Origin of the sequence: Streptomyces sp. NPDC046939 (assembly GCF_040644575.1) — a bacterium.
GTDB lineage: Bacteria > Actinomycetota > Actinomycetes > Streptomycetales > Streptomycetaceae > Streptomyces.
Genome location: NZ_JBEYWV010000018.1, coordinates 1 through 23,472 on the forward strand (window position 1 = coordinate 1; position 23,472 = coordinate 23,472).

Here is a 23,472-nt window from a genome sequence, read left to right on the forward strand (position 1 = left end):
CCCCACTCCCCCTCCCTCCCGGGCGGGGGCGCCCCGCGCCCCCCCCCCCCCCCCCCGACGGCGGACGCCGCGCGCGCTCGCGGCGCGCCCGCACCCCCGGGAGATCTCGTTGAACGCCCCCTACCGCTTGAACACCCCGCACGGCCTGCCCCCGCACGACGACCGGTCCGGCCCGAGCGTCCTCGGCTTCGGCGACAACACCATCGACCGCTTCCTGGACCGCGGCACCGACTACCCCGGCGGCAACTGCGTCAACGTCGCCGTCTACACCCGACGCCTCGGCCTGGACGCCGCGTACCTCGGGATGTTCGGCGACGACGAACTCGGCGCCTACCTGCGCGCGAGCGTGGCGGCGCAGGGCGTGTCGGTGGAGCGCAGCCCGGTCCTCCCCGGCACGACGTCGGTCTCGACGCTGCACGCGAAGGACGGTGACCGCACGTTCCTCGGCTACACGGAGAGCACGGTCCAGGGCGGGTGGGAGCCGACCCCCGCGCTGCTGGCGTACGCGGCGTCGTTCAGCCTCGTCCACTCCAGCGTCTACTCCGCGACCGAAGCGCACCTCCCCCGCCTCGCCGCGGCCGGCCCCCTCGTCAGCTTCGACTTCTCCGACGAGGACGAGTACCGCACCCCCGCCTACCTCGACCGCGTCTGCCCCCACGTCGACCTGGCGCTCCTGTCCTGCTCCCACCTGACCGAAGCCGCCACGCGTGCGCTGCTCGCCGACGTGGTGGGGCGCGGCGCGGGCATGGCCCTCGCCACGCGCGGCCTGTCCGGCGCGATGGTCCACGACGGCCGCACGACACTGACGGTCCCGGCCCGGCCCGCGGACCCCGCGACCATGCGCGACACGATGGGCTGCGGCGACGCGTTCCTGGCGGGCTTCATCGTCTCCCTCCTCCGCACCGGCTGGTCCCGCCGGACCCCGCCCCCGACCCCGGCCTCCCTTGACCATGCACTTGAGGCGGGCGCGGAGGCGGCGTACGAACAGTGCTTCGTGGAATCGGCGTTCGGCTGCGGGAGGCCGTCGCCGGTGGTCGTGGGGGGAGAGCGGGAGTGAGGGTCTCGCTGCAAGACCCCGTAGTCGGCGCCCCGCGTAGCTGAACACCCCACCGCCCAGTCGCTCCGGGGCGATGATGGAGGCCGTCGCCCCGGATTGGCCTGGCCGCATGCGGACATCCGTGGCTTGTTCGGCTTGTTCTGGGGAACTGTGCGGGTGTTCCGTGAAGCGCCGGCCGCTTCCGGCGTCCGATGGGGAGGGGACATGAGCGGGGGCACGGGCGGGTCCAGGGGCGTCGGGGCGGCCGGGTCCAGGTCTCACGCGTCGCTTCTTGAGCGGGAACACGAGGTGTCCGTGCTCTCCGGTGCCGTCCGGCAGGCCGCTGCCGGGCGGTCGGGGCTGCTTCTCGTCGACGGGCCGGTCGGCGTCGGCAAGAGCGCGCTGATGCGCCGCCTCGGTGAGGAAGGGCGCTACGTGGGGCTGCGGGTCCTCGCGGTGCGATGTGACCCCGAGGAGCGGGCCTCCGCGTTCGGTGTGGTGCGTCGGCTGTTGCGGCCCCTGTCGGCGGACAGTGCCGTCCCGGAGTACGAGCCCTGCTCTGACGGGGACGTGTCGTACGGCGTGCTGCAAGAACTGCACCGGTACGTCAGCCGTCTCGGCGCGCGGCAACCGCTGCTGCTCCTCGTCGACGACGCGCAGCACGCGGACACCGCCTCGCTGCGGTGGCTGGCGTACACGGCGCGGCGGCTGGCCGATGCGCCGGTGCTGCTGGCGGTGGCCCGGCGTACCGGGACCGGGGCGCGTTCGCCGCTCCTTGACGAGGTGGCCGCGCAGCCGCGGTGCCATGTTCTACGGCCCCGGCCGCTGAGCGCGGACGGTGTCGCGCGGGTCGTGCGGCAGGCCTCCGGTGGCCTTGACGAGGAGTTCGAACGAGCTTGTCTTGCCGTGACTCAGGGCAATCCGTTGCTGCTCAGCGGGCTGCTGCGGGCTTTGCGGGGCGATGGGCGGCCGATCGGTGCGGGGTGTCTGGCCGACGCCGGGGGTGGGAGCTCCCTTGTCCGGTTCTGCGCGCCCGTGCTGCGGGTGTTGCGCGACGAGGGCGCTGACGCGTTCGCCGCCGTCCGGGCGATGGCTGTGCTGGACGACGGGGCCCCGGCCGAGATGTGTGCGCGGCTGGCCGGGCTGGACACGGACGGCTTCGTGCGTGCCGTCCGTACGGTGGCCGCCGTCGGCCTGGTGACCGCCACGCCGGACGGGCGTGACTGGGCCTTCGGCCACCGTCTGGTGCGTGAGGCCGTGCTGGCGGACATGCCGTCCGGGGAGCGCGTACGGTCGCACCGCACGGCCGCGCGGCTGCTCCTCGACGGCGGCGCTTGCGCGGAGCGGGTGGCCGATCACCTGCGGGCGGCCAGTGAGCCGGTCACGGAGGTCTGGGCGGTCACGGTCCTGCGGGAGGCGGCACGCCGGGCGACGTCACAGGGTGAGTTGCCCCGGGCGGTGGAGCTGCTGCGGCTGTGCCTGCCGCCGGGCGCCGAGGGCGCGGCTACCTCGGTGGCACGGGACGCCCGAGACCGGGACAAGCCCGACTCACCCGACACCCGAGACGCGGACAAGTCCCTATCGCCCGACACCCGAGACGCGGACAAGTCCGTATCGCCCGAAGCCCGAGGCACCGCCAGCTCCGAACCGCAGCACACCCGAGGCGCCGCCACCTCGGGCTCGCCCAGTCTCCAGAGCGCCGCCAACCCTGAGCCCCACGCCGACCCACACTCCGCCCACCCCGAACCGACACACCCCCGCCCCGACCCCGAGTTGCTCGTCGAGCTGGGGCTCGTTGAGGCTCGGGTGTGTCCTGATGTCGGGGTGCGGCGGCTGGGGGGTGCGTTGCGGGGGCTCAGTGATCCGGGGCGGCGGCTCGCCGTGGTCACCGCGCTGGCGGGGGCGTTGATCCGTACCGAGCGCGCGCCGGATGCCGTACGGCTGCTCGAGGAGCACGCGGCCGGGCTCGGTGGGGCCGACGGGGAGGGCGGCAGGCTGTTGGAGGCTCAGCGGCTGTTGTTGTCGGCCTGGGACCGGCGGTCCTATCGCGCGTCGATGGACGAGACCGCCCTGGACTTGGGTCTGCCCGGTCGTACTCCGGGCGAGCGGGCCCTGCTCGCCGGGCGGGCGGTCGTCCGCGTCGCCCGCGCGGACGGGGTCGCCGAGGCGCTGGAGGCGGCGCGGCGGGTGGTGGAGCGGGGGTCGGCCGCGTCGGACTCCTCGGTGTTCCTGACGACCGCCGCGACGGCGCTGATGTACGCGGACCGGCCGGACGAGGCCGATCCGGTCTACCGGCGGCTCGTCGAGACGGCTTCCGGGACGCAGGCGGAGCCCTCGTTCGTCAGCCTGCTCTCACTCCGTGCCGACGCCGCCCGCAGGCTGGGGGCGCCCGCCGAGGCGCTGGCCGCGACCGGCGCCGCCCTCGCGTCCGCGCCGCGCGCACCGCAGGAGCAGACGAGCTTGATCTTCGCCCTGCCGTCCGCCGTCCGCGTCCACGCGCTGCTGGACCGGGGGGATCTCGCGGGCGCCGCCGAGCTGGCCGAGCGCCGGTTCGAGGCGGCTGCCGTGGACGCCTGGTCATGGAACGAGTTCCTGTGTGCGCGGGGCCGGCTGAGGCTCGTACAGGGGCGGGCGGAGGAGGCGCTCGCCGACCTGCTGGAGTGCGGTGCGCGCCAGCGGGAGTGGGGGCGCACCAGTCCGGCGGTGTCCCCGTGGTGGTTCTGGGCCGGCAGCGCGCACCTCGCCGTGGGGGAGGCCGAACGGGCCCGCGAACTGGCCGAGAGCGCCGTGTCGACGGCCCGGGACGCCGATCTGCCCGGCGCTCTCGGGACGGGCCTCGGGCTGCTCGCCGCCGTCCGCGGCGGCCGGGACGCACTGCCGCTGCTGAAGGAGGCGGAAGCGGTGCTGACGGGCACCCCGATGGCCTTGGAGCTGATCCGGGTGCAGGTGGCGCGCGGCAAGGTGCTGTACTCCCTCGGGCATGTCGACGCCGCCCGGAAGGTGCTGCGGCCCGCGCTGGACAAGGCGTACGTGCTGGAGGCCCGCCCGCTCCACCGGGAGGCGCGGCAGGCGCTGCTCGCGACGGGGGCCCGGCCGCGCAGGCCGGTGTCGAGCGGGCCCGCGTCCTTGACGCCCAGTGAGATGCAGGTGGCCCGGCACGCCGGCGAGGGGCTGAGCAATCCGGAGATCGCCGCGGCGCTCTTCGTCACGCAGCGCACCGTGGAGGTGCATCTGACGTCGGTCTACCGCAAGCTCGGGCTGTCCGGGCGGCGGGAGTTGCGTGCCGCTCTCGCGCGGACCGCCTCCGCCTGACGCGTCACGGGCCTGGGTGAGGCGGGCGGGGGATGCGGGCTCCGGTCCGCGGTCCCTGCCCGGACCGTGCCCGCTCATACGTGTCACCCCCTCCGTTCCCGCCCGACTTCCCGCCCGCGTCGGTCACCCACCGGGCCCCGCCCACTGGCTGCTTGCCCGAACCGTGCCCCCTATGGTCTGCTGATCCCACGATCAAGATCCGCATATCGGCATATCGGTATATCGGCGCGGCGGCGAAACGGACTGCGAGGCATCATCTGGTATGCGCCATTCCCTTGAACGCCCGGAATGCGCTTTGTCTCCCTCACCCATGGACGCGTCCGTCCACGCCTCCATGACCGACGTCCCGCCCGCCGCCCACCACCCGGCTCCCCCCGCATGACCGCACCCGTGATCGCCGAACCGCCGCCCCGAGGGGGCGACGTCGTGGCGGTGCCCGGTGACGCCCGGGCCGTGGTGCGGCGGCTCGCCTCCGGGTTGCGGGCCGGGCGCTCCTCCGCCGTGGCGGTGACCGGTCCACGCGGGCCGGTCCGTGACTCCCTGACCCGGCGGGCGACCGCCCTGGCGACGCTGGCGGGTGCCACGGTCCTGACCGGGCGCGGGACACCGGCCGAGCAGGACTGGCCGTACGGGGTGGTCGAGCAGCTGGCCGCCCGGCTGCCGGGGCCCCGGCTCGTCGCGCCCCTGCGCCAGGAGGCCGACGCGGAGCCGCCCCGTTCCGTCCGCGTGCAGGAGTTCGCGGAGCTGTTCCTGCGGGCGGCGCGACACCGGCCGCTGGTCCTCGTCGTCGACGACGCCCAGTGGGCGGACGCCGCCTCGCTCGACGTGCTGACCGCTGTGCTGCGGCGGATGCGGGGCACCGGCCTGTCCGTCGTCGTCACGGTGGACGGGGGCGCGCCCGACGCCGCCCCGCGCTGCACCGGCCTCCTGACCCTGCTGTCCTCGCCGACGGTGCACGGGCACGTGGTCCGGCTCGGTCCCGCCGCGGACCCCTCGGCCGTCGACCGCGACGGGAAGTGGCGTACGCCCGCCGAGCCGACCTGGGGTCTCGGCCCCGGCCCGCTGGCCCTGCTGCGCGGGCTCGCCGTGTGCCGTGACCTCTTCCCGCTGCACCTCGTCTACGCGCTCGCCGGGCTCGACGGGGCGCCCGCCGCCTCCCACCTGCGGGGTCTGCGGGCGGCGGGGCTCGTCACCGGGGACGCCCGGCCGCGGCTGACGGATGTGGTGAGCGCCGAGCGGGTGCTGTCCGCGATGCCCGACGCCGAACGCCGCGAACTGTTCGAGCGGGCGGCGGAGTTGGGGCACCGGGCCGCGCTGGGCGACGACAGGCTCGCCGGGCTGTTACTGCCCGCCCGGCCCTCGGGCGCCGCCTGGGCCGTCGACGTGCTGCGCCGGACGGCCGCCGCCCACCGGGCCCGGGGCGAGCACCGGCAGGCGGCACGGTGCCTCACCCGTGTCCTGCGGGAGCCGCTGAGCACCGAGGAGCGTGTCGCCGTACTGGTGGAGCTCGGCGCGGCGGCCTGCCTGACCGATCCCGAGGCCGGGGACCGCTTCCTCGTCCAGGCCCTGCACCTGACGGGTGACCGGCCCGATCCCCGGCAGCGCGCCCTGGCCGCCGATCTGCTGCTGGCCAGGGGGGACGCGGGCGCGGCGCGGCAGGCGCTGGCGAGCGCGTGCCGGGCGGCGGACGCGGACGGGCGGGAGCGGCGGATGCTGCGGGCGCTGCTGTGGTTCGCCGAGCAGGCCCAGGTGGACGCGGGCGGCCTGGACGGTCTGCTGCCGGACACCGAGCCGCTGCCGGAGGACCCGGACGATCCGAGCGGTCTGGCGGCGGTGGTGTGGCGGACGGCCGTGTCGGGGCGGGACGCCGCCCGGGTGCGGGAGCTCGGCCGGGCGGTCCTCGCCTCCCCCGACCGCGATCTGCCGCTGTATCCACGGGTGTTCACATGTCTGGCGCTCGCCACCACCGGTCTGACGGAGGAGGCGCTCGCGGGGCTCGACGGGTGTCTCGCCGAGGCCCGCCGCCGTCGTGTGCCGCCGCTCGTGGGGCTTGTACTGCTCGCCCGGTGCGAGATGCACCTGCGCCGCGGGGACACCGGCCGGGCGGGGCGGGATCTGGAGATGGCCGACAAGGCGATGCCGCCGGGCCGTTGGTATCCGGCGATGGAGTCGCTGTGCCGGTCGCTGCGGGCGCGGCTCGCGCTGGCCGCCGGTGATCTCGACGAGGCGGCCCGCGTCGTCGCGGCCGACTGCCCTCCGGGGTTCCGGCAGCAAGTCGCCTGGCCGCAATTGCTGTTCGCCCGCGCGGTCGTCCACCTGGCGGCCGGCCGGCCCGACGAGGCGGGCGCCGATCTGCGCGAGTGCGGCCGGTGGCTGCTGGCGCGGGGCTGGGCCAACCCACTGCTGGTGCCGTGGCGTTGCGTGGGGGTCGTGGCGCACGCGCGGGCCGGGCGCACGGCGGAGGCGGCACGGTTCAGCGCCGAGCTGCGCGACGTGGCCGACGCCTGGGGGACCCCGGCCGTCCGCGGCCTGGCCGATCTGGCCTCGGGCACGCTGGCGCGGGGGCCGACGGCCGTCCGGCTGCTGAAGCGGGCCGCCGCGCTGCTGCGTGAACCCGCCCTGCGCGCGCTGGCCGTGCGGCAGCTCGCGCTGGCCAGGGAGGGCCCGGCCGCGCCGGACCCGTAGGGGCGTGCGGCGCGCCGCCCGGTGACCGCCGCGCGGTTCTCGGACTGATCCCGTACGGCCGGAGCCCAGCGCCCGCCGGACATGAAGGCCCCGGCCCGGAAAGGGGAGCACAGCACCGTGCTGCTGGAGCGAGATAACGATGTCAGATCCGTGCGCGCCGCTCTGGACGCCGCCGACGGCGGGCGCGGCGCGCTCCTCGTGGTCCGTGGCCGTCTGGGCGCCGGCAAGTCGGAGCTGCTCGAGGCCGTCGGTGACCTGGGGGCGGACCGGGGCGCCCTGGTCCTGCGGGCCCAGGGCGCGCCCTCGGAGACGGAGTTCGGCTTCGGCGTCGTACGGCAGCTGATCGAGCCGGTGCTGAGCCGCGTCCCCGGGGAGGAGGCGCGCGCCCTCTTCCGGGGGACGGCCGAGGGCGCCCGGGCCGTCCTGGCCGAGGACGCGCCCGCCGTCCGTCCGACGCCCTGGCCCGCCGAGGAGCTGAACCGGGCTCTGGCGGGGCTGACGGCGCTGGTCGCGGGCCTGGCCCGCGACCGTACGGTGGTGCTGCTGGTCGATGACGTGCACTGGGCCGACGCCGAGTCCCTGCGGATGCTCTGGCACCTGGCCCGTACCGTCCCCGTCCGGCGGATCCTGCTGGTGTGCGGCGTGCTGGCCGGGGACCTGCGCGCCGAACAGCCCCTCGTACGGGAGGTGCTGGCCCTGGCCCGGCACACGGTGGTCCCGGCGGACCTGGGGCACGAGGGGACCCGGTCCCTGGTGGAGGAGTACCTGGGCGCCCCGGCGGACGACACGTTCGTACGGGCGTGCCGCGAACGGTCCGGGGGGAACCCGCTGTTCCTCACCTCCGTGCTGGCCGAGGCCGTCTTCCACGGTCTGCGGCCCCTCGCGCGGCACGCGGCGGACGTGGCCGCGCTGCGGCCCGCGCTGCTGCGCCAGCGCCTGCGGCTCCATCTGGACGCGCTGCCCGGCCACGTCCGCAAGGCCGCGTTCGCCGTCACGGCGCTCGACCGGGACACCGCGCCGCATCTGCTGGACGAACTCACGGAACTGGACGCGGTGCGCCGCGCCGAGGCCCTGCGCGTGCTGCGGGAGAACGGCCTGGTCACCGAGGTCCCGCACCCGGCCTTCACCTCGTCCGTCGTGCGGGACGCCGTGGAGGAGAGCGTGCCGCCCGCCGAGCGCGCGGCGCTGCGCGCCCTCACCGCCGAGCTGCTGCACCGTTCGGGGCACCCGGCCGAGCAGGCGGCGGAGCACCTGATGAACGTCGTCACCCCGCAGGACCGGGACGCGCTGCACCTGTTGCGCACGGCGGCGGACAGCGCCCTGCGCCGGGGCGCGCCGCGGGACGCCGCACGCTATCTGCGCCGCGCCCTCCTGGACAGCGCCTCGGCGGGGCCGGACCGTGCCCGGCTGCTGATCGACCTCGCCACCGTCGAGCGGAGCTTCGCGACGACGCCGTCGGTGCGCCACGTCATGGAGGCCGTACCGATGCTGAGCGGCGTACGGGAGCGGGCGGCGGCTCTCACGCGGCTCGGCCCCGCCCTCATGGCCCCCGTCGCGTTCCCCGTGGACGACATGGTGCGGCGGGTGGCGGCCGAACTGGCCGCGTCCGGCACCGCCGACGCCGTGGACGAGGAGCTGGCCCTGCGTCTGGAGGCGCGGGAACGTCTGCTCGGGTCGCAGGACCCCGGACGCGTCAAGGCGTCGCTGCGGCGCCTCGCGGACCTGGGGCCGCGGCCGTCGATGGACAGTGCCGGGCGGCGGGAGCTGCTGACCGTGCTGATCCACATCGCCGGTGTCACCAACAGCGTGCCCGCCGCCGAACTCGCGGACCTGGCCACGCGTCTGCTGGAGCACGAGCCGCCCTCCCCCGCGCACACGCACACCGCCCTGCCGCTCGCGCTGAACGTCCTCGCGGCGGCGGACCGCACCGAAGGGGTCGCCTCCTGGCTGCGCGAGGCCTACCGCAGCGCGGAGAGCCGCAGGGGCGACGTCGAGATGGCGGTGATCCGCGCCGAACAGGCGCTGATCGCGCTCGCCGAGGGCGACATGGCGGGCGCCCGGGAGAGGCTGTGGGAGACCGACGGCCCGGCCGACGCGGAACCGGACGGCCTCCCGGCCGTGAGCGCGGCAGTCCTCGCCGTCGTGGCGCTGCGGACGGCCGCGCCGGAGCTGGCCGAACGCATCCTGACCCGGCACGGGCTCCACGAGGAGAACCAGTACCTCGCCGCCCTGGTGGCCATGGCCAAGGGGCACGTCGCGGCCCGCGCGGGCGACCACCGCGCGGCGCTCGACCACTATCTGATGGCCGGTCACCGCCAGGAGCAGATCGGCTGGGACAACCCGGTGATCCTCCCCTGGGCCGGGCACGCCGCGCTCATGCACCGGCGGCTCGGCGACACCGCGACCGCCGTCGGGCTCAGCCGCCGCGAGGTCGAGCGGTCCCGGGCGTGGGGCGCCCCCTCCGGCCTCGGCCGGGCCCTCGTGATGCTGGGCCGGGTGACGCCGGGCCGCCGCGGCACGGAGCTCCTCGAAGAGGCCGTCGATCTCCTGGAGGGGGCCGGACCGTACGAACTGTGCCTGGCGCTGCACGCGCTCGGACGCCGTGTCGAACCACGCCAGCGCGCACGCGGCAGGGCGCTGCTCCGCCGGGCCCTCGGCCTGTCCATCGAGTGCGGTGCCACCTGGCTGCACGAGAGCATGCGCGGCCACGCCGGGGAGCGCGCCCCGGCGCGGCCCGCGTCCGGCGCGTCGCTCACCCCCTCGGAGCACAAGGTGGCGCGGCTCGCCGCCTCCGGGCTGCGGAACCAGGAGATAGCCGAGGAGCTGTCCATATCGGTGCGCGCGGTGGAGAAGCACCTCACCAACAGCTACCGGAAACTGGGCATCAAGGGCCGCCCCGACCTGTCGGCCGCCCTCCCCGACGCGGGACCCGCCTGACCGGCCGATGGCCCCACCCGCCCCTCCCCCGAACCGAACCGCCTCCGGTGACGCGGCTCACCCGGACCGCACCATGACGCGAGGGGCGCGGACCGCACCACCGAACCCAGGACCACAGTGTTTCGGGGCCGCACACGCACCCGCTTGACCAGCGTCTCGGGCGATTTCTACGCTCCTCGACAGGCGACCAGGAGTGGTTCCGGAGGCATCCGGGCCTCCGGGGACACTGCTCGCCCCGAACCCCCCACTTCTGACCGAGAAAGACGTTGGTCCTCATGACAGCGACAACCACCCGTGTCCCGCATGCCACCGAGGATGTAACGCCCGCGCCCCGTACCGCCACAAGCGCGTACCCGCCGAAGGACCGCCGCCGCACCGCGCCCCGCCGTCCGTCCCGCACCGCCCACCTGGGCCCGGGGCTCGACGTCGTCGGGGCCGATCCCGGTTTCTGCCGGCTCTTCGGCCGCACCCCCGCCGAGACCTGCGGACGCCACCTGTACCACCTGTTGCACCCGAGCGCCCCGGCCGTCCTCGACCGGCACTTCGCCCGCCTCGCCGAAGGCCGCTGCGACCACATCACCGAACGGGTCGTGGGCCGCACCGCGGGCGGGCGCCTCTTCTCCTGCGAGCTGTCCGCCGCCGCCGTGCACGGTGTCTCCGGTGAGCTGACCGGTGTGATCGTGCTGGTCAGGCCCGACGAGGACGTTCCCGGCGAGGGCGGCGAGGCGCCGGCGGCGCAGCGCGGCGCACCTCTGCTCAGCAAGATCGACGCCCAGGTGCTCGAAGGCGTCGCGAGCGGCGCCTCCACCGTCCAGCTCGCGGCCCGGCTCCACCTCAGCCGGCAGGGCGTCGAGTACCACGTCGGTGTGATGCTGCGGAAGTTCAACGTGCCGAACCGGGCCGCGCTGGTGGCCCGCGCGCACGGCCTCGGCATGTTGTCGGCGGGGCTCTGGCCGCCGCGGGTGCCGCCGGAGTTCGTCAAGTAGGCGGAGCGGGTGGCCGTGCCGTCCGGGACGGCACGGCCACCGCCTCAGACCACCCGGCCCGACGGTTGCGGCGCCGGGTCGTACGCGTTCCCGCGCACGACGTCCCGCAGGCGCGCCGCGGCCGTCACCATGTCCCGGTGCGTGGTGTACAGGGCGTTGACGCCGAACCGCAGCAGGTCGGGGGCGCGCATGTCGACGATCACCCCGTCCCTCGCCAGCGCCTGCACGAGGCCGTACGCGTGCGGGTGGCGCAGGGAGACCTGGCTGCCGCGGCGCGCCGGGTCGGCCGGTGTCACCGCCTCGAAGCCGAGCGGCTCCAGGAGTTCACCGGCGCACCGCAGGAAGAAGCCGGTCAGGGACAGGCTCTTGGCGCGGACCTGGCCCAGGTCGACGCCGTCGAAGGCGGTGAGGGCCGCTTCGAGCGCGAGCAGGGACAGCACCGGCGGGGTGCCGATACGGGCCCGGGCGATCCCGGGCGCCGGTGTGTAGCCGGGGGCCATGGCGAACGGGTCGGCGTGGCCGGTCCAGCCGGTCAGCGGCGTCCGCAGGGCCTCGTGATGGCGGCGCGCCGCGTACAGGAAGGCGGGGGCGCCCGGCCCGCCGGAGAGGAACTTGTAGCCGCAGCCGACGGCCAGGTCGGCCCCGAGGTCGTCGACGTCCACCGGGAAGGCGCCCGCGGCATGGCACAGGTCCCACAGGACGAGCGCGCCGGCGCGGTGGGCGGCGCGGGTGAGCGCCCGCATGTCGTACAGCTCGCCGGTGCGGAAGTCGACGGGCGAGTAGCTGACGACGGCGACGCGGTGGCCCTCGGCCGCGAGGAACCGTTCGAGGTCCGCAGGTCGTACGTGTCGGACCTCCAGGCTCTCCCTGCGGGCGACGGCGTCGGCCAGATAGCGGTCCGTCGGGAAGTGGCCGGGGTCGGTGACCAGCAGGGGCCGGTCCGGGCGCAGCGCGGCGGCGGCGCCGAGCGCGCTGAACAGCTGCACGCTCGTCGAGTCGCCCGCGACCGTCTGCCCGGCCTCGGCGCCGATGAGACGGCCGATGGCGTCGCCGACCCGGAGGGGCGCGTCCCACCATCCGTGCTCGTTCCACGAGCGGATCAGACCGGTGCCCCACTGGCGGTGCACGACGTCGGTGAGGACCGGCGGCACCGCGGCGGGCAGCGGGCCGAGGGAGTTGCCGTCGAGGTAGACCACGCTCTCGGGCAGGAGGAAGCGGTCCCGGAGCGGGGCCAGGGGGTCGGCGGCGTCGAGCCGCGCGGCCTCCTCGCCGAGCGTGGCGGGCGCGACGGGGACGGTCGTCACGGTCGCACCGCCTCTCTGTGGGCCGCCGCCATCTCCCGGAGGGTGTCGGCGACCGCGCGGGCGCCGGGCGCGCCCGGCTCGATGAGCGTGTAGTGGCCGGTGCCGGGCAGCACGACCGTCCGCAGGTCGTGGTGGACGGCCGCGTAGTCGCTGAACTGGCTCAGCGGCACCTCCTCGTCGACGGCGCCGTGCAGCAGCACGGTGGGCACCCCGGTCGTGCCCGCGTCGCGCAGCAGCGTGAGCGGGTCGACGGAGCCCATCCGCTCCTCGAACACGTCTTCGCCGCCGAGGAGTTGGACGGCGGCGCCGTTGCTGAGGTCGTCGCGGCGGGTGGCGGCGAGGTCGGTCAGCGGGGCGAGCGCGAGGACGCTGGTCGGCAGGGTGCGGGTGTGCCAGGGCGAGTCGGCGGGGAGCAGTCCCCGGGCCGCGCACCACAGGGCGAGGTGGCCGCCGGAGCAGTGCCCGGCGAGGACGTACGGGCGGCCCTCGGGCAGGGTGTCCACGATCCGCGCGACGTCGTCGAACGTCTCCGGGTAGCCGCCCGCGCCGCCCGACCTGCGGAAGCCGGGGAGCAGGACGTCGAAGCCCTGCTGGGAGAGGTAGGCGGCGAACGGGGTGAGGTGCATGCGGTCGTAGCGCCAGTAGCCGCCGTGCAGGAGGATCACCAGCGGGGCGTCGGGGTCATCGGCCGGCCAGGAGTCGTAGACCTGGTGGGGATGGTCCCCGTAGCGGCCGTGCACCGGGGCCAGGACCGGCTTCAGGCTCAGGACCCGCCGCTCCTCCTCGGCGGCGAACGCGGAAATGGTCCGCTCAGAGCTCACCGCGCACCTCCCACAGCTCGGGGAAGACCGGGCGGGACGCGCGCCGCTCCAGCCAGGCGAGGCCGGAGGAGCCCGCGCTGCCCGGCTTCGCGCCCATGGCGCGGCGTACGACCATGACGTGGTCGAAGCGCCAACGCGCCACCAGTTCGGCGATGTCGGTGAGCGACTCGGCGAGGGCCGTCAGCCGGCGCTGCTCCGGGCAGGGCCCTTCGTAGACGCGGCGCCACACCTCCACCACGGCCGGGTCCGCGGCGTACGGGGCGGTCACGTCCCGCTCCAGGACGTGCTCCGGCACGGGCAGTCCCTGCCGGTGCAGGAAGCGCAGCACCTCGTCGTAGAGGGAGGTCGCGCGGTAGGTCTCGGCCAGGGCCTCGTGGACGGCGGGGTCGCCCCGGTGGCCGTTGAGCAGGCCCGCGTTCTTCTGGCCGAGGAGGAACTCCATGTGCCGGTACATGGCGGACTGGAAGCCCGACGCCCGGCCGAACGCGGCGCGGAATCCGTTGAACTGGGCGGGGGTGAGGGCGGCGATGGGCTTCCAGGAGGCGTTGAGCGCGGTCAGGGCGCGGGCGCTGCGGGTCAGCGCGTCCAGGGCCGCGTCGAGGTCGTCCTTGGCGAACGCCGTCCGGGCCGTCTGCCACTCGTGCGCGACCAGCGTGAACCACAGCTCCATCACCTGCGTGGTGACGAGGAAGCCCATCTCGTCCGCGGCCTCGGTCAGCGGCTGCTGCAGCGAGTTGAGCACGGACGCGTGCACGTAGTCGTCGTAGGGGCTCGGTCCGTGGAAGGGCCGGGTCAGGGTCTCGTCCGCGGCCGGCTCGGCGAGGGCGGACGTACGGTCGGTCATGGCTCTCCTTGTGCGGCGGTGCGGCGGTGCGGCGGCGGTGGTGTGGTTCTAGACGCCGAGGTGGGCGCCGCCCGAGGTGTCGATCCACTGGCCGGTCACCCAGCGGGCCTCGTCGCTCGCCACGAAGGACACGACGTCGGCGATGTCCGCCGGCTGCCCCAGGCGGCCGAAGACGGAGGCGTCCGAGTAGCGCTGCCGGATCTCCGGGATCGCGAGGGTGGGGTTGATCTCCGTCTCGGTGTAGCCCGGCGCGACGCTGTTCACCGTGATGCCCCGGGGGCCCAGCTCCTTGGCGAGGGCGAGGGTGAGGTAGTCCAGGGCGGCCTTGGTCATGGTGTAGGCGATGATCGCGGGGAAGCCGACGCGGGTGGCCACCGAGGAGATGTTGACGATGCGGCCGCCGTCGCGGAGCCGGTCGAGCCCGCGCTGGACGATGAAGAAGGGCGCCTTGGTGTTGATCGCGAAGACCCGGTCGTAGTCCTCCTCGGTCACGTGCGCGATGGTGCGCGGGACGGTGATCCCCGCGTTGTTGACGAGGATGTCCAGGCCCGGCTCGGCGCCCTGCTCGGCCAGGGCCCGGTCGAAGGCGTCCCACAGGGTGGCGGCGTCTCCGGCCACGCCGAGTTCGGCTTGGACGGCGAACGCGCGGCCGCCCTCGGCGTCGATCTCCTTGACCGTCCGCTCGGCCGCCTCGTGGTCGTGTCCGTAGTGGACCGCGACCAGGGCGCCCTCCCGGGCGAGGCGTCTGCTGATGGCCCGGCCGATGCCACGGCTGCCGCCGGTGACCAGCGCGGTCCTGCCCTCGTGCCGCTTGTCGGTGGTCAACTGCTGCTCCTAGCGCGTGAGTACGGGTGAACGGGTACGGCTGAACGGGTACGGGCACCGGTCAGGCGTCGAAGTCGAGCGTGACCTCGGGGCTGCGGGGCCGGGCCCGGCAGACGAGCGTGTAGCCCGCCGCCAGGTCGTCGGCGTCGAGGGCGTACTGGCCGCCGCCCAACGCCACTTCGCCGGTCAGGACCTTGGCGCGGCAACTGCCGCACACACCGTCGCGGCAGGCGTACGGCACGTCGGGGTGCGCCCGCAGCAGCGCGTCGAGGATCACATCCTCCTGCGGCTCCACCGTGACGGCGGCGCGGCGTCCGCCGAACAGCGCGGTGACGCGGGCGGTCCTGACGCCGGGCGGTGTGCCGGTCACGGGTTCGGTCACTGATTCGGCCGGTGGTTCGCGGCGCGTGTCCTGCCGTGTGTCCTGCCGCGTGCCGGGGGCGACCGTGAAGATTTCCGTGCGGACGGCCGCCGGGTCGGCGCCCCACGCGATCAACGCCTGCCGCACCGCCGTGACCAGGCCGTCGGGCCCGCACAGGGCGAACGTCGTGCCGGGCCCCGGGCGGGCGTCCAGCGCGGCGAGCAGCCGTGGCAGCTTCGCGGTGTCGACGCGTCCGCTGACCAGTTCGCTGGGGCGGTCCTCGCGGGTGAGGACGTGCAGCGCGGTGAACCGGTCGACGAACGCGTCCTTCAGCTCGGCGAGTTCGTCGGCGAGCAGGGCCGTCGCGGTCGTGGGCACCGCGTGGACGAGGGAGACCCGGCAGGCGGGGTCCGCGCGCAGCACCGCCGCCGCCATCGCGAGCAGCGGGGTGATGCCGGAGCCGCCCGCGACGAGCACGTGGTGCGCGCCGGGCAGGTCCGGCAGGGCGAACGCGTTGACGGGCGGGGAGAGTTCGAGGCGGTCGCCGGGGGCGAGGGCGGTCGTGGCGTACGCGCCGAAGCCGTCGGGGGCGCCCCGCTTGATCACCAGGCGGAAGGCGTCCGGGTCGCCGGGCGGCGGGCACACCGAGTAGCTGCGGCGCAGTTCGCCGCCGGCGACCCGGTGCCGTACGACGACGTGGTCGCCGGGGCGGTGCGCGAAGGTGTCCCGCAGTGCGTCGGGGACGTCCAGGGTGACGGCGACCGCTTCCTCGGTCAGTCGGCGCACGTCGGTGACGGCGAGCCGGTGCCAGCCGGTGCGCGAGGGACGGGGCGCGGTGGTGACGGTGGCGCCGGTGGTGACAGTGGCGGTGTTCATGGTGGGCCTCACACCCCGCTCAGGTGGGGGAACGTCTCCCGGCACGCCGTGCACCGCCGTACCGACTGGCAGCGGGTCGCGCCGAAGGGGCTGTGCGGCCGGGTGGCCCGCGATCCGCAGTGCGGGCAGGACACCCCGCCGAGCTCGACGAGGACCGGGCCGCCCGCCCCGGCGGTGGCGGGGGCGGGCGGCGCGATGCCGTGCGCCGCCAGCTTCTCCCGTCCGGCCGGGGTGATGCGGTCCGTCGACCACGGCGGTGACAACACCTGCCGTACGCGTCCGTCGGGGTGGCCGCAGGCGGCGAGGGTCTCCTCGACGGCGGAGGTGATCGCGGGCAGCGCCGGGCAGCCCAGGAACGTCGGCGTGATCTCCACCTCCAGCACTCCGTCGGCGTCCGGCGCCACGGAGTGGACCACCCCGAGGTCGCCGAGGCCGATCATCGGCAACTCCGGGTCCGGCAGCGCCTCGACCCGCGCCCGGACCTCCTCGGTGGAGCAGCGGCGGGCGCTCACCAGGTGCCTCCCGGGAACTGACGGCGCACCGACTGCAGTTCGGCGACGAGCGGCCCGAACTCCTCGGTGTGCAGACCGGTCCGCCCGCCGCGCGCCTGCCAGCGGGGCGCGGGCACGGTGAGCCCGGCGCGGGTGACGACCTCGCCCACCCGCTGCTCCCATGTCTGCCGCAAGGGGGCGGGCGAGGGGACGGTACCGGCCGCGACGAGACGGTTCACCACCTCGTCCTCGTCGAACAGTTCGGCGGTGTACGGCCATACGCGGTCGAGCCCGGCCTGCATGCGCCGGGCGCTCTCGGCCGTGCCGAGGCCGAGGCGACGCGTCCAGTTGTCGGCGTGCAGCCGGTGGAACGCCACCTCCTTGGCGGCCCGCGCCCCGAACCCGGCGAGGTCGGCGTCCGGGCAGGCGGCCAGCGCCTCGTAGTACAGGACCGCGTAGTGCGTGTAGGCGAGCTGGCGGGCCACGGTCACCGCGAAGTCCCCGTTCGGCAGCTCCGTCAGGAGGGCGTTGGTGAACTCGCGGTCGGAGCGGGTGTAGGCCAGGTCGTCCTCGGTGCGGCCGGTCCCGTCGAGCCGCCCGGCGCGGGTGAGGAGGGTCCGGGCGTGGCCGATCAGGTCGAGGGCGATGTTGGACAGCGCCAGGTCCTCCTCGATCGTCGGCGCCCGCGTGATCCACTGGCAGAGACGCTGCCCGAGGACGAGCGCGTCGTCGCCGAGGCGCAGCAGGTGCGTGGCGAGGTCGGGGTCGGGGCCGGTGCGGACGGCCTCCGTCGCGGGCGCCGCGTCACTGACCGTGTCACTGACCGTGGACACCGTCGTCCCCCTTCTCCTCCTGGCCGGAGCCGGTCAGCGGGGCGTACTGCTCCGGGTACCGGTACGGCTTGTGGCGGGCGTTGCCGAAGTACGGGTCGCGTTCGTCCGGGGACACCGCGTGCACGGCGTCCGAACGGACCACCCACAGCGACAGCGGGTCGCCCCGGCGGACGTACAGGTCGCGGGCGCGGCCGAGCGCCATGTCCGCGTCGTCGGCCCGGACCGATCCCATGTGCTGGTGTGCGAGGCCCCGGCGGGGCCGCAGGAAGACCTCCCAGGACGCGGGCGCGCCCTCGCGTCCCGTGCTCGCGGGCGTGCTGGTGCTCATGCGGGCTCCTCCGTACCGTCGCGGGCGTCCTCCCGGGCGGCGTACGCGGCGGCGGCCTCCCGCACCCACGCGCCGTCCTCGTGCGCGGCACGGCGGTGCGCGATGCGCTGCCGCGCCCAGTGCGTGTCGTCGCCGAGCGCGTCGCGGTACGTCGCCCAGTCGACCGGGGTGAAGTCGTAGTGGCCGCGCTCCTCGTTCCAGCGGATCGCCGGGTCCGGGAGGGTCAGGCCGAGGCGTTCGGCCTGCGGGACGACGCTGTCGACGAAGCGCTGGCGCAGTTCGTCGTTGGTGTGGTGCTTGATGCCCCAGGCGATGGCGCGACGGGAGACGGCGGCGCCGAGCGCGGCGGTACGCGCGTCGGCCCCGCCCGCCGTCTCCGTGTCCGGCGGGCCGAACATCAGCGCCACGGCGGGCAGCCACCAGCGGTCCACCGCGTCCTGCGCCATCCGCTTCTGCTCCGGTGTCCCCTCGCACAGGGCGCGCATCAGGTCGTAGCCCTGCCGTACGTGGAAGGCCTCCTCCTGGCACACGCGCCGCATCGCACGGGCGTAGGGGCCGTACGAGGTCCGGCACAAGGGCGCCTGGTTGATCACGGCGGCGCCGTCCGTCAGCCAGGCGACGGCGCCGGTGTCCGCCCACGTGAGCGCGGGGTGGTTGAAGGTCGCGGCGAACCGCTGCTGGCCCCGGTGCAGGGCGTCGAGCAACTCGGCCCGGTCCACACCCAGCGTCTCGGCCGCCGAGTACAGGTACAGGCCGTGCCCCGCCTCGTCCTGCACCTTGGCGATGAGCACGGACTTCCGGTGCAACGACGGCGCCCGGGTCAGCCAGGCCCCCTCGGGCTGCATCCCGATGATCTCGGAGTGGGCGTGCTGGGCGATCTGCCGCAACAACATCCGCCGATACCCGTCGGGCATCCAGTCCCGCGGCTCAATGGTCTCGCGAGCGGCGATGAGCGCGTCGAAGTGGGCGAGGAGTTCGTCCTGGGGGATGTCGTGCGCGGGTCGCGGGTCGACGGGTGGCGTGCCCTGCGGGGTGGCCGGCGATGCACCCTGCTGGGCGGCTGGCGACTCGCCCGGCCTTTGGGCGATCGGCTCGTCCCGGGGGACGGCGGGCGTCCCAACCCGAGCGGAAGCCGACGCCCCCTCTTGAGCGTCCGCGGACAGCCCGCCCTGCTGAGCAGCGGACGACGCGTCCCCGACGGCGGACGATCCACTCCGCTGGGCGGCGGACGCCTCGTCCCGAAGAGAAGCGAACAGCTCTCCCGAACCGGTGGAGGACGGCTCACCGCGCTGAGCAGCGGACGACTCGTCCCCGGCGGCGGACGATCCACGCCGCTGGCCGGTGGACGACTCGCCCGGCCTTTGGGCGATCGGCTCGTCCCGGGGGACGGCGGGCGTCCCGACCCGAGCGGAAGCCGACGCCCCCTCTTGAGCGTCCGCGGACAGCCCGCCCTGCTGAGCAGCGGACGACTCGTCCCCGGCGGCGGACGACCCACTCCGCTGGGCGGCGGACGCCTCATCCCGAAGAGAAGCGAACAGCTCTCCCGAACCGGTGGCGGACGGCTCGCCGCTCTGAGCAGCGGACGACTCGTCCCCAGTGGCGGCGGGCCGTTCGCTCCCCCGGTCGGTGAGCGCCTCGTCCCGGGCGGTGGGGGGTGCCCCGGCCATTGCCGTGTGCGGCGCGCTCATGCCGGGCCGCCCGTGTCCGTCCCCGCCATGGCACGACCCGCACCGGCGCCGCGGCCGGTCCGTGTCGTGGCGGGGCCGCGTCGGCGGTAGGCCGGGACCCGCACGCACTGCCTGGGCACTCGCATCACTCCCTCAGCGTCGACACCGCCGCGCGGTCACGAGTCGCGGGGCGGAACCTCCGTCACGGAAAGAGGACGCGCACGGGCCCCGCTATCCCCGCCCGTGCACGGACGGCGCGTGACAAAGGTCACGTCACCGCCGAGGGATGGTGACGCGTTCCGCGCGCCTCTGCATCGGGTGACACATCAGGCCCACAGGGCGGCCGGCGTGCCGCAGCGAAAGGGGAAGCCATGAGCACCATCAGGGAGTTGCTGGTCGAACTCACCGGCACGGCCGAGTACGCCGACCCCGGCGCCATCGGCGACGACGTCGACCTCGCCGCCAGCGGCATCGACTCGGGTGACCTGGTGCGTCTGGTCCTGCTCGTCGAGCAGCGGCTCGGCGTGGAGATCAGCGCCGAGGACATGGAGGGGCTCCGTACGATCGCCGATTACGAGCGGTTCGTGGCCGGGCGTGCGGTCGCGGGCGCTCCCGGCGGTGCGTGATGTGGCTGACGCAGCTCCTTGAGCGCAACCGCCAGTGCTTCCCGGACCGGACGGCGCTGGTCGACGAGGTGCGCAGCGTCACCTGGGCCGAGTTCCACGACCGTACGGCCGAACTGGCCCGCGGCCTGGCCGAGTCGGGCATCGGGCGCGGTGACCGGGTCGCCGTGCTGTCCAAGGACCGCATCGAGGTCCTGGAGAGCTACTTCGCGCTGGCCCGGCTCGGCGCCCTGTTCGTGCCGCTGAACCACAGCCTGGCCGGTCCGGAGGTGACGGGCATCGTCGAGCGCGTCGGCGCGGTCGCCGTACTCGGCGAGTCCGATCTGCTCGACCGGCACCCGGAGCTTCCTGCGTCGGTGCGCGTCAGGATCGCCCTGGACAAGCCGGAGTTCGCGGCGCTCGGCACCCTCGCGGCGGAGCGTGACCTGCCCGTCGTGGCCGACACCGACCCGATCGCCGTGCTGCACACGTCGGCAACGACGGGTCAGGCGAAGGGCGTCACGGTCGACTCGGCGTCGTTCCGGGCGATCGCCCTCGGCTGGCTGGTGATGGCCCGCCCCACCGACGACATCGTCATGGTCAACTGCTGCCCGCTGTACCACGGCAGCATGGTCGTGTCCCTGACGTACCTGGCCGCCGGTGCCACGGTGGTGCTGATGCCGGGCTTCACCCCGCAGCGCGCCCTCGCCGCGGTGGAACGGCACGGGGCCACGCACATGTGGCTGGTCCCACAGATGCTGCGCTTCATGCTCCAGGCGAAGGGCTCGCACACGACGGACCTGTCCTCGCTGCGGGAGATCCTGTACGGCGCCGCCCCGATGCCCCTCGACGTGTACGCCGAGGCCGTCCAGCGCCTCGGCTGCGGCTTCCGCCAGGTCTACGGCATGACCGAGGTCGGCGGCCCGTTCGTCACCCTGGGCCCCGACGAGCACCCCACTCCGGGCGACGTGACCGCCCGCATCCCTTGCGGCCGCGTCGTCCCGGGCATGTCGGCACGCGCGGTCGACGGGGCCGGGCGGGAGCTGCCGCGCGGGGAGATCGGCGAGATCGTCGTGCGCGGCCCGGGCCTCATGCAGGGCTACTGGAACGATCCGGCGGCCACGGAGGAGATCTTCCTCGACGGCTGGGTCAAGACGGGCGACCTGGGCTTCATGGACGAGGCGGGCCGTATCCATCTGGTGGACCGCAGCAAGGACCTCATCATCCGGGCGGGCCAGAACGTCTACCCCTCGGAGATCGAGCGCGCCCTGATGAGCCATCCGGCCGTCCGCGACGCCGCGGTCGTCGGCATGCCCGACGAGGACTACGGCGAGGTGCCGCTGGCGTACGTCGTGGCGGAGGACGGGACCGGCACCGCCGAACTCCTGTCCCACGTGGCCCAGTTGCTCGCGCCCTACAAGCGCCCGCGACGCGTCGAGTTCATCGAGCAGGTGCCGCGCAACCCCGCCGGGAAGATCGTCAAGAAGCTGCTGCGGGCCTGAGGGCATGTCCACGCAGGCACATCCAGGCGGGCCGTCGGTGACGGCCCGCCTGGTCGCGCACGACCGGTGGCGGGCAGGGGTCCTCGCGGAACTCGCGCTGCTGCGGCCGGTCCTGCGCACGGCGGCCGGGCTCGGCCTCGGCGTCGCCTCCATCGCGGATCCGGAGGCGGTCCCCGCGGGGCCCGCCGAGGAGGCCGGCGCGGCGGCCATGCTCCCGCACCGCCGGCGCGAGTTCCTGGCGGGCCGGCTCGCCGCCCGGCGCGCCCTGCGCGCGGTGGGCCTCGACTGCGGTGAGATCCCGCGGGCGGGCCGGCTGCCGCTGTTCCCGCCCGGACGCGCGGCGTCGATCTCGCACAGCGCGGGCGTCGCGGTGGCCGTGGCCCGCGCGCCGGGCCGGGACACGCCGCTCGGCTGTGACGTGGAGCTGAGCCCGCTGCCCGCCGCCGCGGCACGGCTGGTGCTGCGGGAGGACGAGGAGCATCTGCTGCGCGGCGCCTGGACGGTGACGTCCCTGTTCTCGGCGAAGGAAGCGGCGTGGAAGGCCCTGCGCCTCTCCCCCGACACCGACGCCGACGCCGACGCCTCAAGCCTGCGCGACCTGCGGGCACAGCCGTACGGGGACGGTGGTCTGCGGGTCGCACTGCGCGCGGCCCCTGAACGCGCCGTGCACGTCCGCGTGGCTCCGGTCGGACCGGGCGTCTTCAGCTACGTGCACGAGTGACCCGCCGGGGCGCGTGTGACGCTCCCCGGCGGGTCACGGCATGCTCACTCCTCCGCGCCGACCAGAACCGCCATGTTCCCCGCCGGGTGCCGGTTGTCGTGGATGAGCTGGTGGGCCAGGCCGATCTCCTCGAAGCCGAACGTCCGTGACAGGCACGGGTCGACGACGCCCTGGTCGATGAGGCGGGTGATCTCGCGGGCCTCGCGGGCGCTCGCGACGTGGGAGCCCTGGAGGCGCTTCTGCCGCATCCAGAGGAACCGCAGGTCCACGTCGCCGTTGTAGCCGGTGGTGCCGCCGCAGATGACGACCATGCCGCCGTTGTCGCACAGGTACATGGACGTGGGGATGGTGTCGGCGCCCGAGTGTTCGAGGACGATGCGCGGGGCCCGGCGCTCGCCGAGCACCTCCCAGAACCGCCGCCCGAAGGCGCGCGCCCCCTTGAGCCAGCGCCCCATAGCCTCCTGGTCGGAGGTGTCGGGGAGCCGCCCCCAGTGGTCGAACTCGCGCCGGTCGATCCAGCCCTGGGCACCGAGCTTCATGCAGTATTCGCCGCGCTCCTCGCTGGAGACGACCGCGACGGGGATGCCGCCGACGTGCCGGACGAGCTGGATGGCGATGCAGCCGAGACCGCCCGCGCCGCCCCAGATCAGTACGGGGTCGCCGGGCCGTACCGTGTGCGGCTCCCAGCCGAAGAGCTGGCGGTAGGCCGTCGCCGCAGTCGCCATGTAGCAGGCGGACGCGGCCCAGGACAGCTTCTTCGGCTTCGGGTGCAGCATGTAGTCGTCGACGACCGCGAACTGTGCGAAGGAGCCGTAGTTCTCCTCGTACCCCCACACCCGCTGGGTGGTGGAGAAGGCCGGGTCGGCGCCGAGGCGGATGTCCTCGGCCGACTCGTCCCAGCGGCTGGCGAGGACGACGACCTCGTCGCCGAGCGCGACGCCCCGCACGTCCTCGCCGACGGCCCACACGATGCCGGACAGGTCGGAGCCGCCGATGTGGAAGTCCTCGGTGGCGCCGGCCTTCTGCCGCGCGGCGATGACGTCGAGCGGTTCGCCGAGCGCCGCCCACACGTTGTTGTAGTTGACGCCGGCCGCCATCACCTTGACGAGCACCTGCCCGCGCCCGACGGGCGGCACGTCGACCACCTCGGTGCGGAAGGCGTCGACGGGCTGCCCGTAGCGTTCCTGGCGGATGAGGGAGGCGTACATCTGCTTGGGCGCGGTGCCGAGGGGCGGCGCGTCACCGAGTTCGTACAGGTTCTTGGTCGCGGTCGCGTGCACGGGAGACCCTTCGTGAGCGGGACGGGGACGAACGGACGAGACGGACGAGACGGTCGGGACG

At 74.9% G+C, this 23,472-nt stretch carries 18 protein-coding genes; 8 read left to right on the forward strand and 10 right to left on the reverse strand.

What is annotated here, in order from left to right; all coding sequences use genetic code 11:
• Window positions 1-109: 109 nt before the first annotated feature.
• The 5 genes from ABZ877_RS20490 to ABZ877_RS20510 all read left to right on the forward strand — a co-directional run bounded on the left by ABZ877_RS20490 (window position 110) and on the right by ABZ877_RS20510 (window position 10,956).
• Entirely contained in the window at window positions 110-1,057 is a 948-nt protein-coding gene (locus ABZ877_RS20490; RefSeq protein WP_361073079.1) for a PfkB family carbohydrate kinase, read from the forward strand.
• A 204-nt stretch (window positions 1,058-1,261) separates the two neighbouring features.
• A complete protein-coding gene (locus tag ABZ877_RS20495) occupies window positions 1,262-4,348 on the forward strand; it encodes an AAA family ATPase (protein ID WP_361073082.1) in 3,087 nt (1,028 codons plus the stop codon).
• 378 nt (window positions 4,349-4,726) lie between these two features.
• Window positions 4,727-7,033 carry an ATP-binding protein gene (locus ABZ877_RS20500; protein WP_361073084.1) on the forward strand — a complete coding sequence of 769 codons (2,307 nt, stop codon included), beginning with the start codon at window positions 4,727-4,729 and terminating at the stop codon, window positions 7,031-7,033.
• Between the two features lie 81 nt (window positions 7,034-7,114).
• Entirely contained in the window at window positions 7,115-9,970 is a 2,856-nt protein-coding gene (locus ABZ877_RS20505) for an AAA family ATPase (RefSeq protein WP_361073087.1), read from the forward strand.
• A 275-nt stretch (window positions 9,971-10,245) separates the two neighbouring features.
• Entirely contained in the window at window positions 10,246-10,956 is a 711-nt protein-coding gene (locus ABZ877_RS20510) for a LuxR C-terminal-related transcriptional regulator (RefSeq protein WP_361073091.1), read from the forward strand.
• Window positions 10,957-11,000: 44 nt separating this feature from the next.
• On the opposite strand, the gene kynU is transcribed toward ABZ877_RS20510, so the two are convergent.
• From kynU to paaA, 9 genes are all read right to left on the reverse strand, one after another.
• The gene (gene kynU, locus ABZ877_RS20515) at window positions 11,001-12,260 is read right to left on the reverse strand and encodes a kynureninase (protein ID WP_361073094.1); all 1,260 of its coding nucleotides are present in this window, start codon (window positions 12,258-12,260) and stop codon (window positions 11,001-11,003) included.
• The gene (locus ABZ877_RS20520; RefSeq protein ID WP_361073096.1) at window positions 12,257-13,081 is read right to left on the reverse strand and encodes an alpha/beta fold hydrolase; all 825 of its coding nucleotides are present in this window, start codon (window positions 13,079-13,081) and stop codon (window positions 12,257-12,259) included. The genes kynU and ABZ877_RS20520 overlap by 4 nt, the downstream gene beginning before the upstream one ends.
• Entirely contained in the window at window positions 13,071-13,925 is an 855-nt protein-coding gene (locus tag ABZ877_RS20525; protein WP_361073099.1) for a tryptophan 2,3-dioxygenase family protein, read from the reverse strand. Before ABZ877_RS20525 ends, ABZ877_RS20520 begins: the two co-directional genes overlap by 11 nt.
• A 48-nt stretch (window positions 13,926-13,973) precedes the next feature.
• The gene (locus ABZ877_RS20530; protein WP_361073102.1) at window positions 13,974-14,750 is read right to left on the reverse strand and encodes an SDR family oxidoreductase; all 777 of its coding nucleotides are present in this window, start codon (window positions 14,748-14,750) and stop codon (window positions 13,974-13,976) included.
• A 61-nt stretch (window positions 14,751-14,811) separates the two neighbouring features.
• A complete protein-coding gene (locus tag ABZ877_RS20535; protein ID WP_361073106.1) occupies window positions 14,812-15,987 on the reverse strand; it encodes a 2Fe-2S iron-sulfur cluster-binding protein in 1,176 nt (391 codons plus the stop codon).
• 8 nt (window positions 15,988-15,995) lie between these two features.
• Window positions 15,996-16,499 carry a 1,2-phenylacetyl-CoA epoxidase subunit PaaD gene (paaD, locus tag ABZ877_RS20540; protein WP_361073109.1) on the reverse strand — a complete coding sequence of 168 codons (504 nt, stop codon included), beginning with the start codon at window positions 16,497-16,499 and terminating at the stop codon, window positions 15,996-15,998.
• Window positions 16,496-17,224, reverse strand: a complete 729-nt coding sequence (gene paaC, locus ABZ877_RS20545; RefSeq protein WP_361073422.1) for a 1,2-phenylacetyl-CoA epoxidase subunit PaaC — start codon at window positions 17,222-17,224, stop codon at window positions 16,496-16,498. The genes paaD and paaC overlap by 4 nt, the downstream gene beginning before the upstream one ends.
• Before the next feature lie 70 nt (window positions 17,225-17,294).
• Window positions 17,295-17,639 carry a 1,2-phenylacetyl-CoA epoxidase subunit PaaB gene (gene paaB, locus ABZ877_RS20550; RefSeq protein ID WP_361073112.1) on the reverse strand — a complete coding sequence of 115 codons (345 nt, stop codon included), beginning with the start codon at window positions 17,637-17,639 and terminating at the stop codon, window positions 17,295-17,297.
• Window positions 17,636-18,628, reverse strand: a complete 993-nt coding sequence (gene paaA, locus ABZ877_RS20555; protein WP_361073425.1) for a 1,2-phenylacetyl-CoA epoxidase subunit PaaA — start codon at window positions 18,626-18,628, stop codon at window positions 17,636-17,638. Before paaA ends, paaB begins: the two co-directional genes overlap by 4 nt.
• A 1,049-nt stretch (window positions 18,629-19,677) precedes the next feature.
• Between paaA and ABZ877_RS20560 the strand changes: the two genes are divergently transcribed.
• The 3 genes from ABZ877_RS20560 to ABZ877_RS20570 are packed head-to-tail and all read left to right on the forward strand — an operon-like array spanning window position 19,678 to window position 22,131.
• Window positions 19,678-19,932, forward strand: coding sequence for an acyl carrier protein (locus ABZ877_RS20560; RefSeq protein ID WP_361073115.1), 255 nt, complete (start codon window positions 19,678-19,680; stop codon window positions 19,930-19,932).
• Window positions 19,932-21,410 carry an AMP-binding protein gene (locus ABZ877_RS20565; protein ID WP_361073428.1) on the forward strand — a complete coding sequence of 493 codons (1,479 nt, stop codon included), beginning with the start codon at window positions 19,932-19,934 and terminating at the stop codon, window positions 21,408-21,410. Before ABZ877_RS20560 ends, ABZ877_RS20565 begins: the two co-directional genes overlap by 1 nt.
• A 4-nt stretch (window positions 21,411-21,414) precedes the next feature.
• Window positions 21,415-22,131 (forward strand): enterobactin synthetase, encoded by a 717-nt coding sequence (locus ABZ877_RS20570; RefSeq protein WP_361073120.1) that lies wholly within the window; start codon window positions 21,415-21,417, stop codon window positions 22,129-22,131.
• Between the two features lie 44 nt (window positions 22,132-22,175).
• Here the strand turns inward: ABZ877_RS20570 and ccrA are convergent, their stop codons facing one another.
• The gene (ccrA, locus tag ABZ877_RS20575) at window positions 22,176-23,411 is read right to left on the reverse strand and encodes a crotonyl-CoA carboxylase/reductase (RefSeq protein ID WP_361073123.1); all 1,236 of its coding nucleotides are present in this window, start codon (window positions 23,409-23,411) and stop codon (window positions 22,176-22,178) included.
• Window positions 23,412-23,472 lie beyond the last annotated feature (61 nt).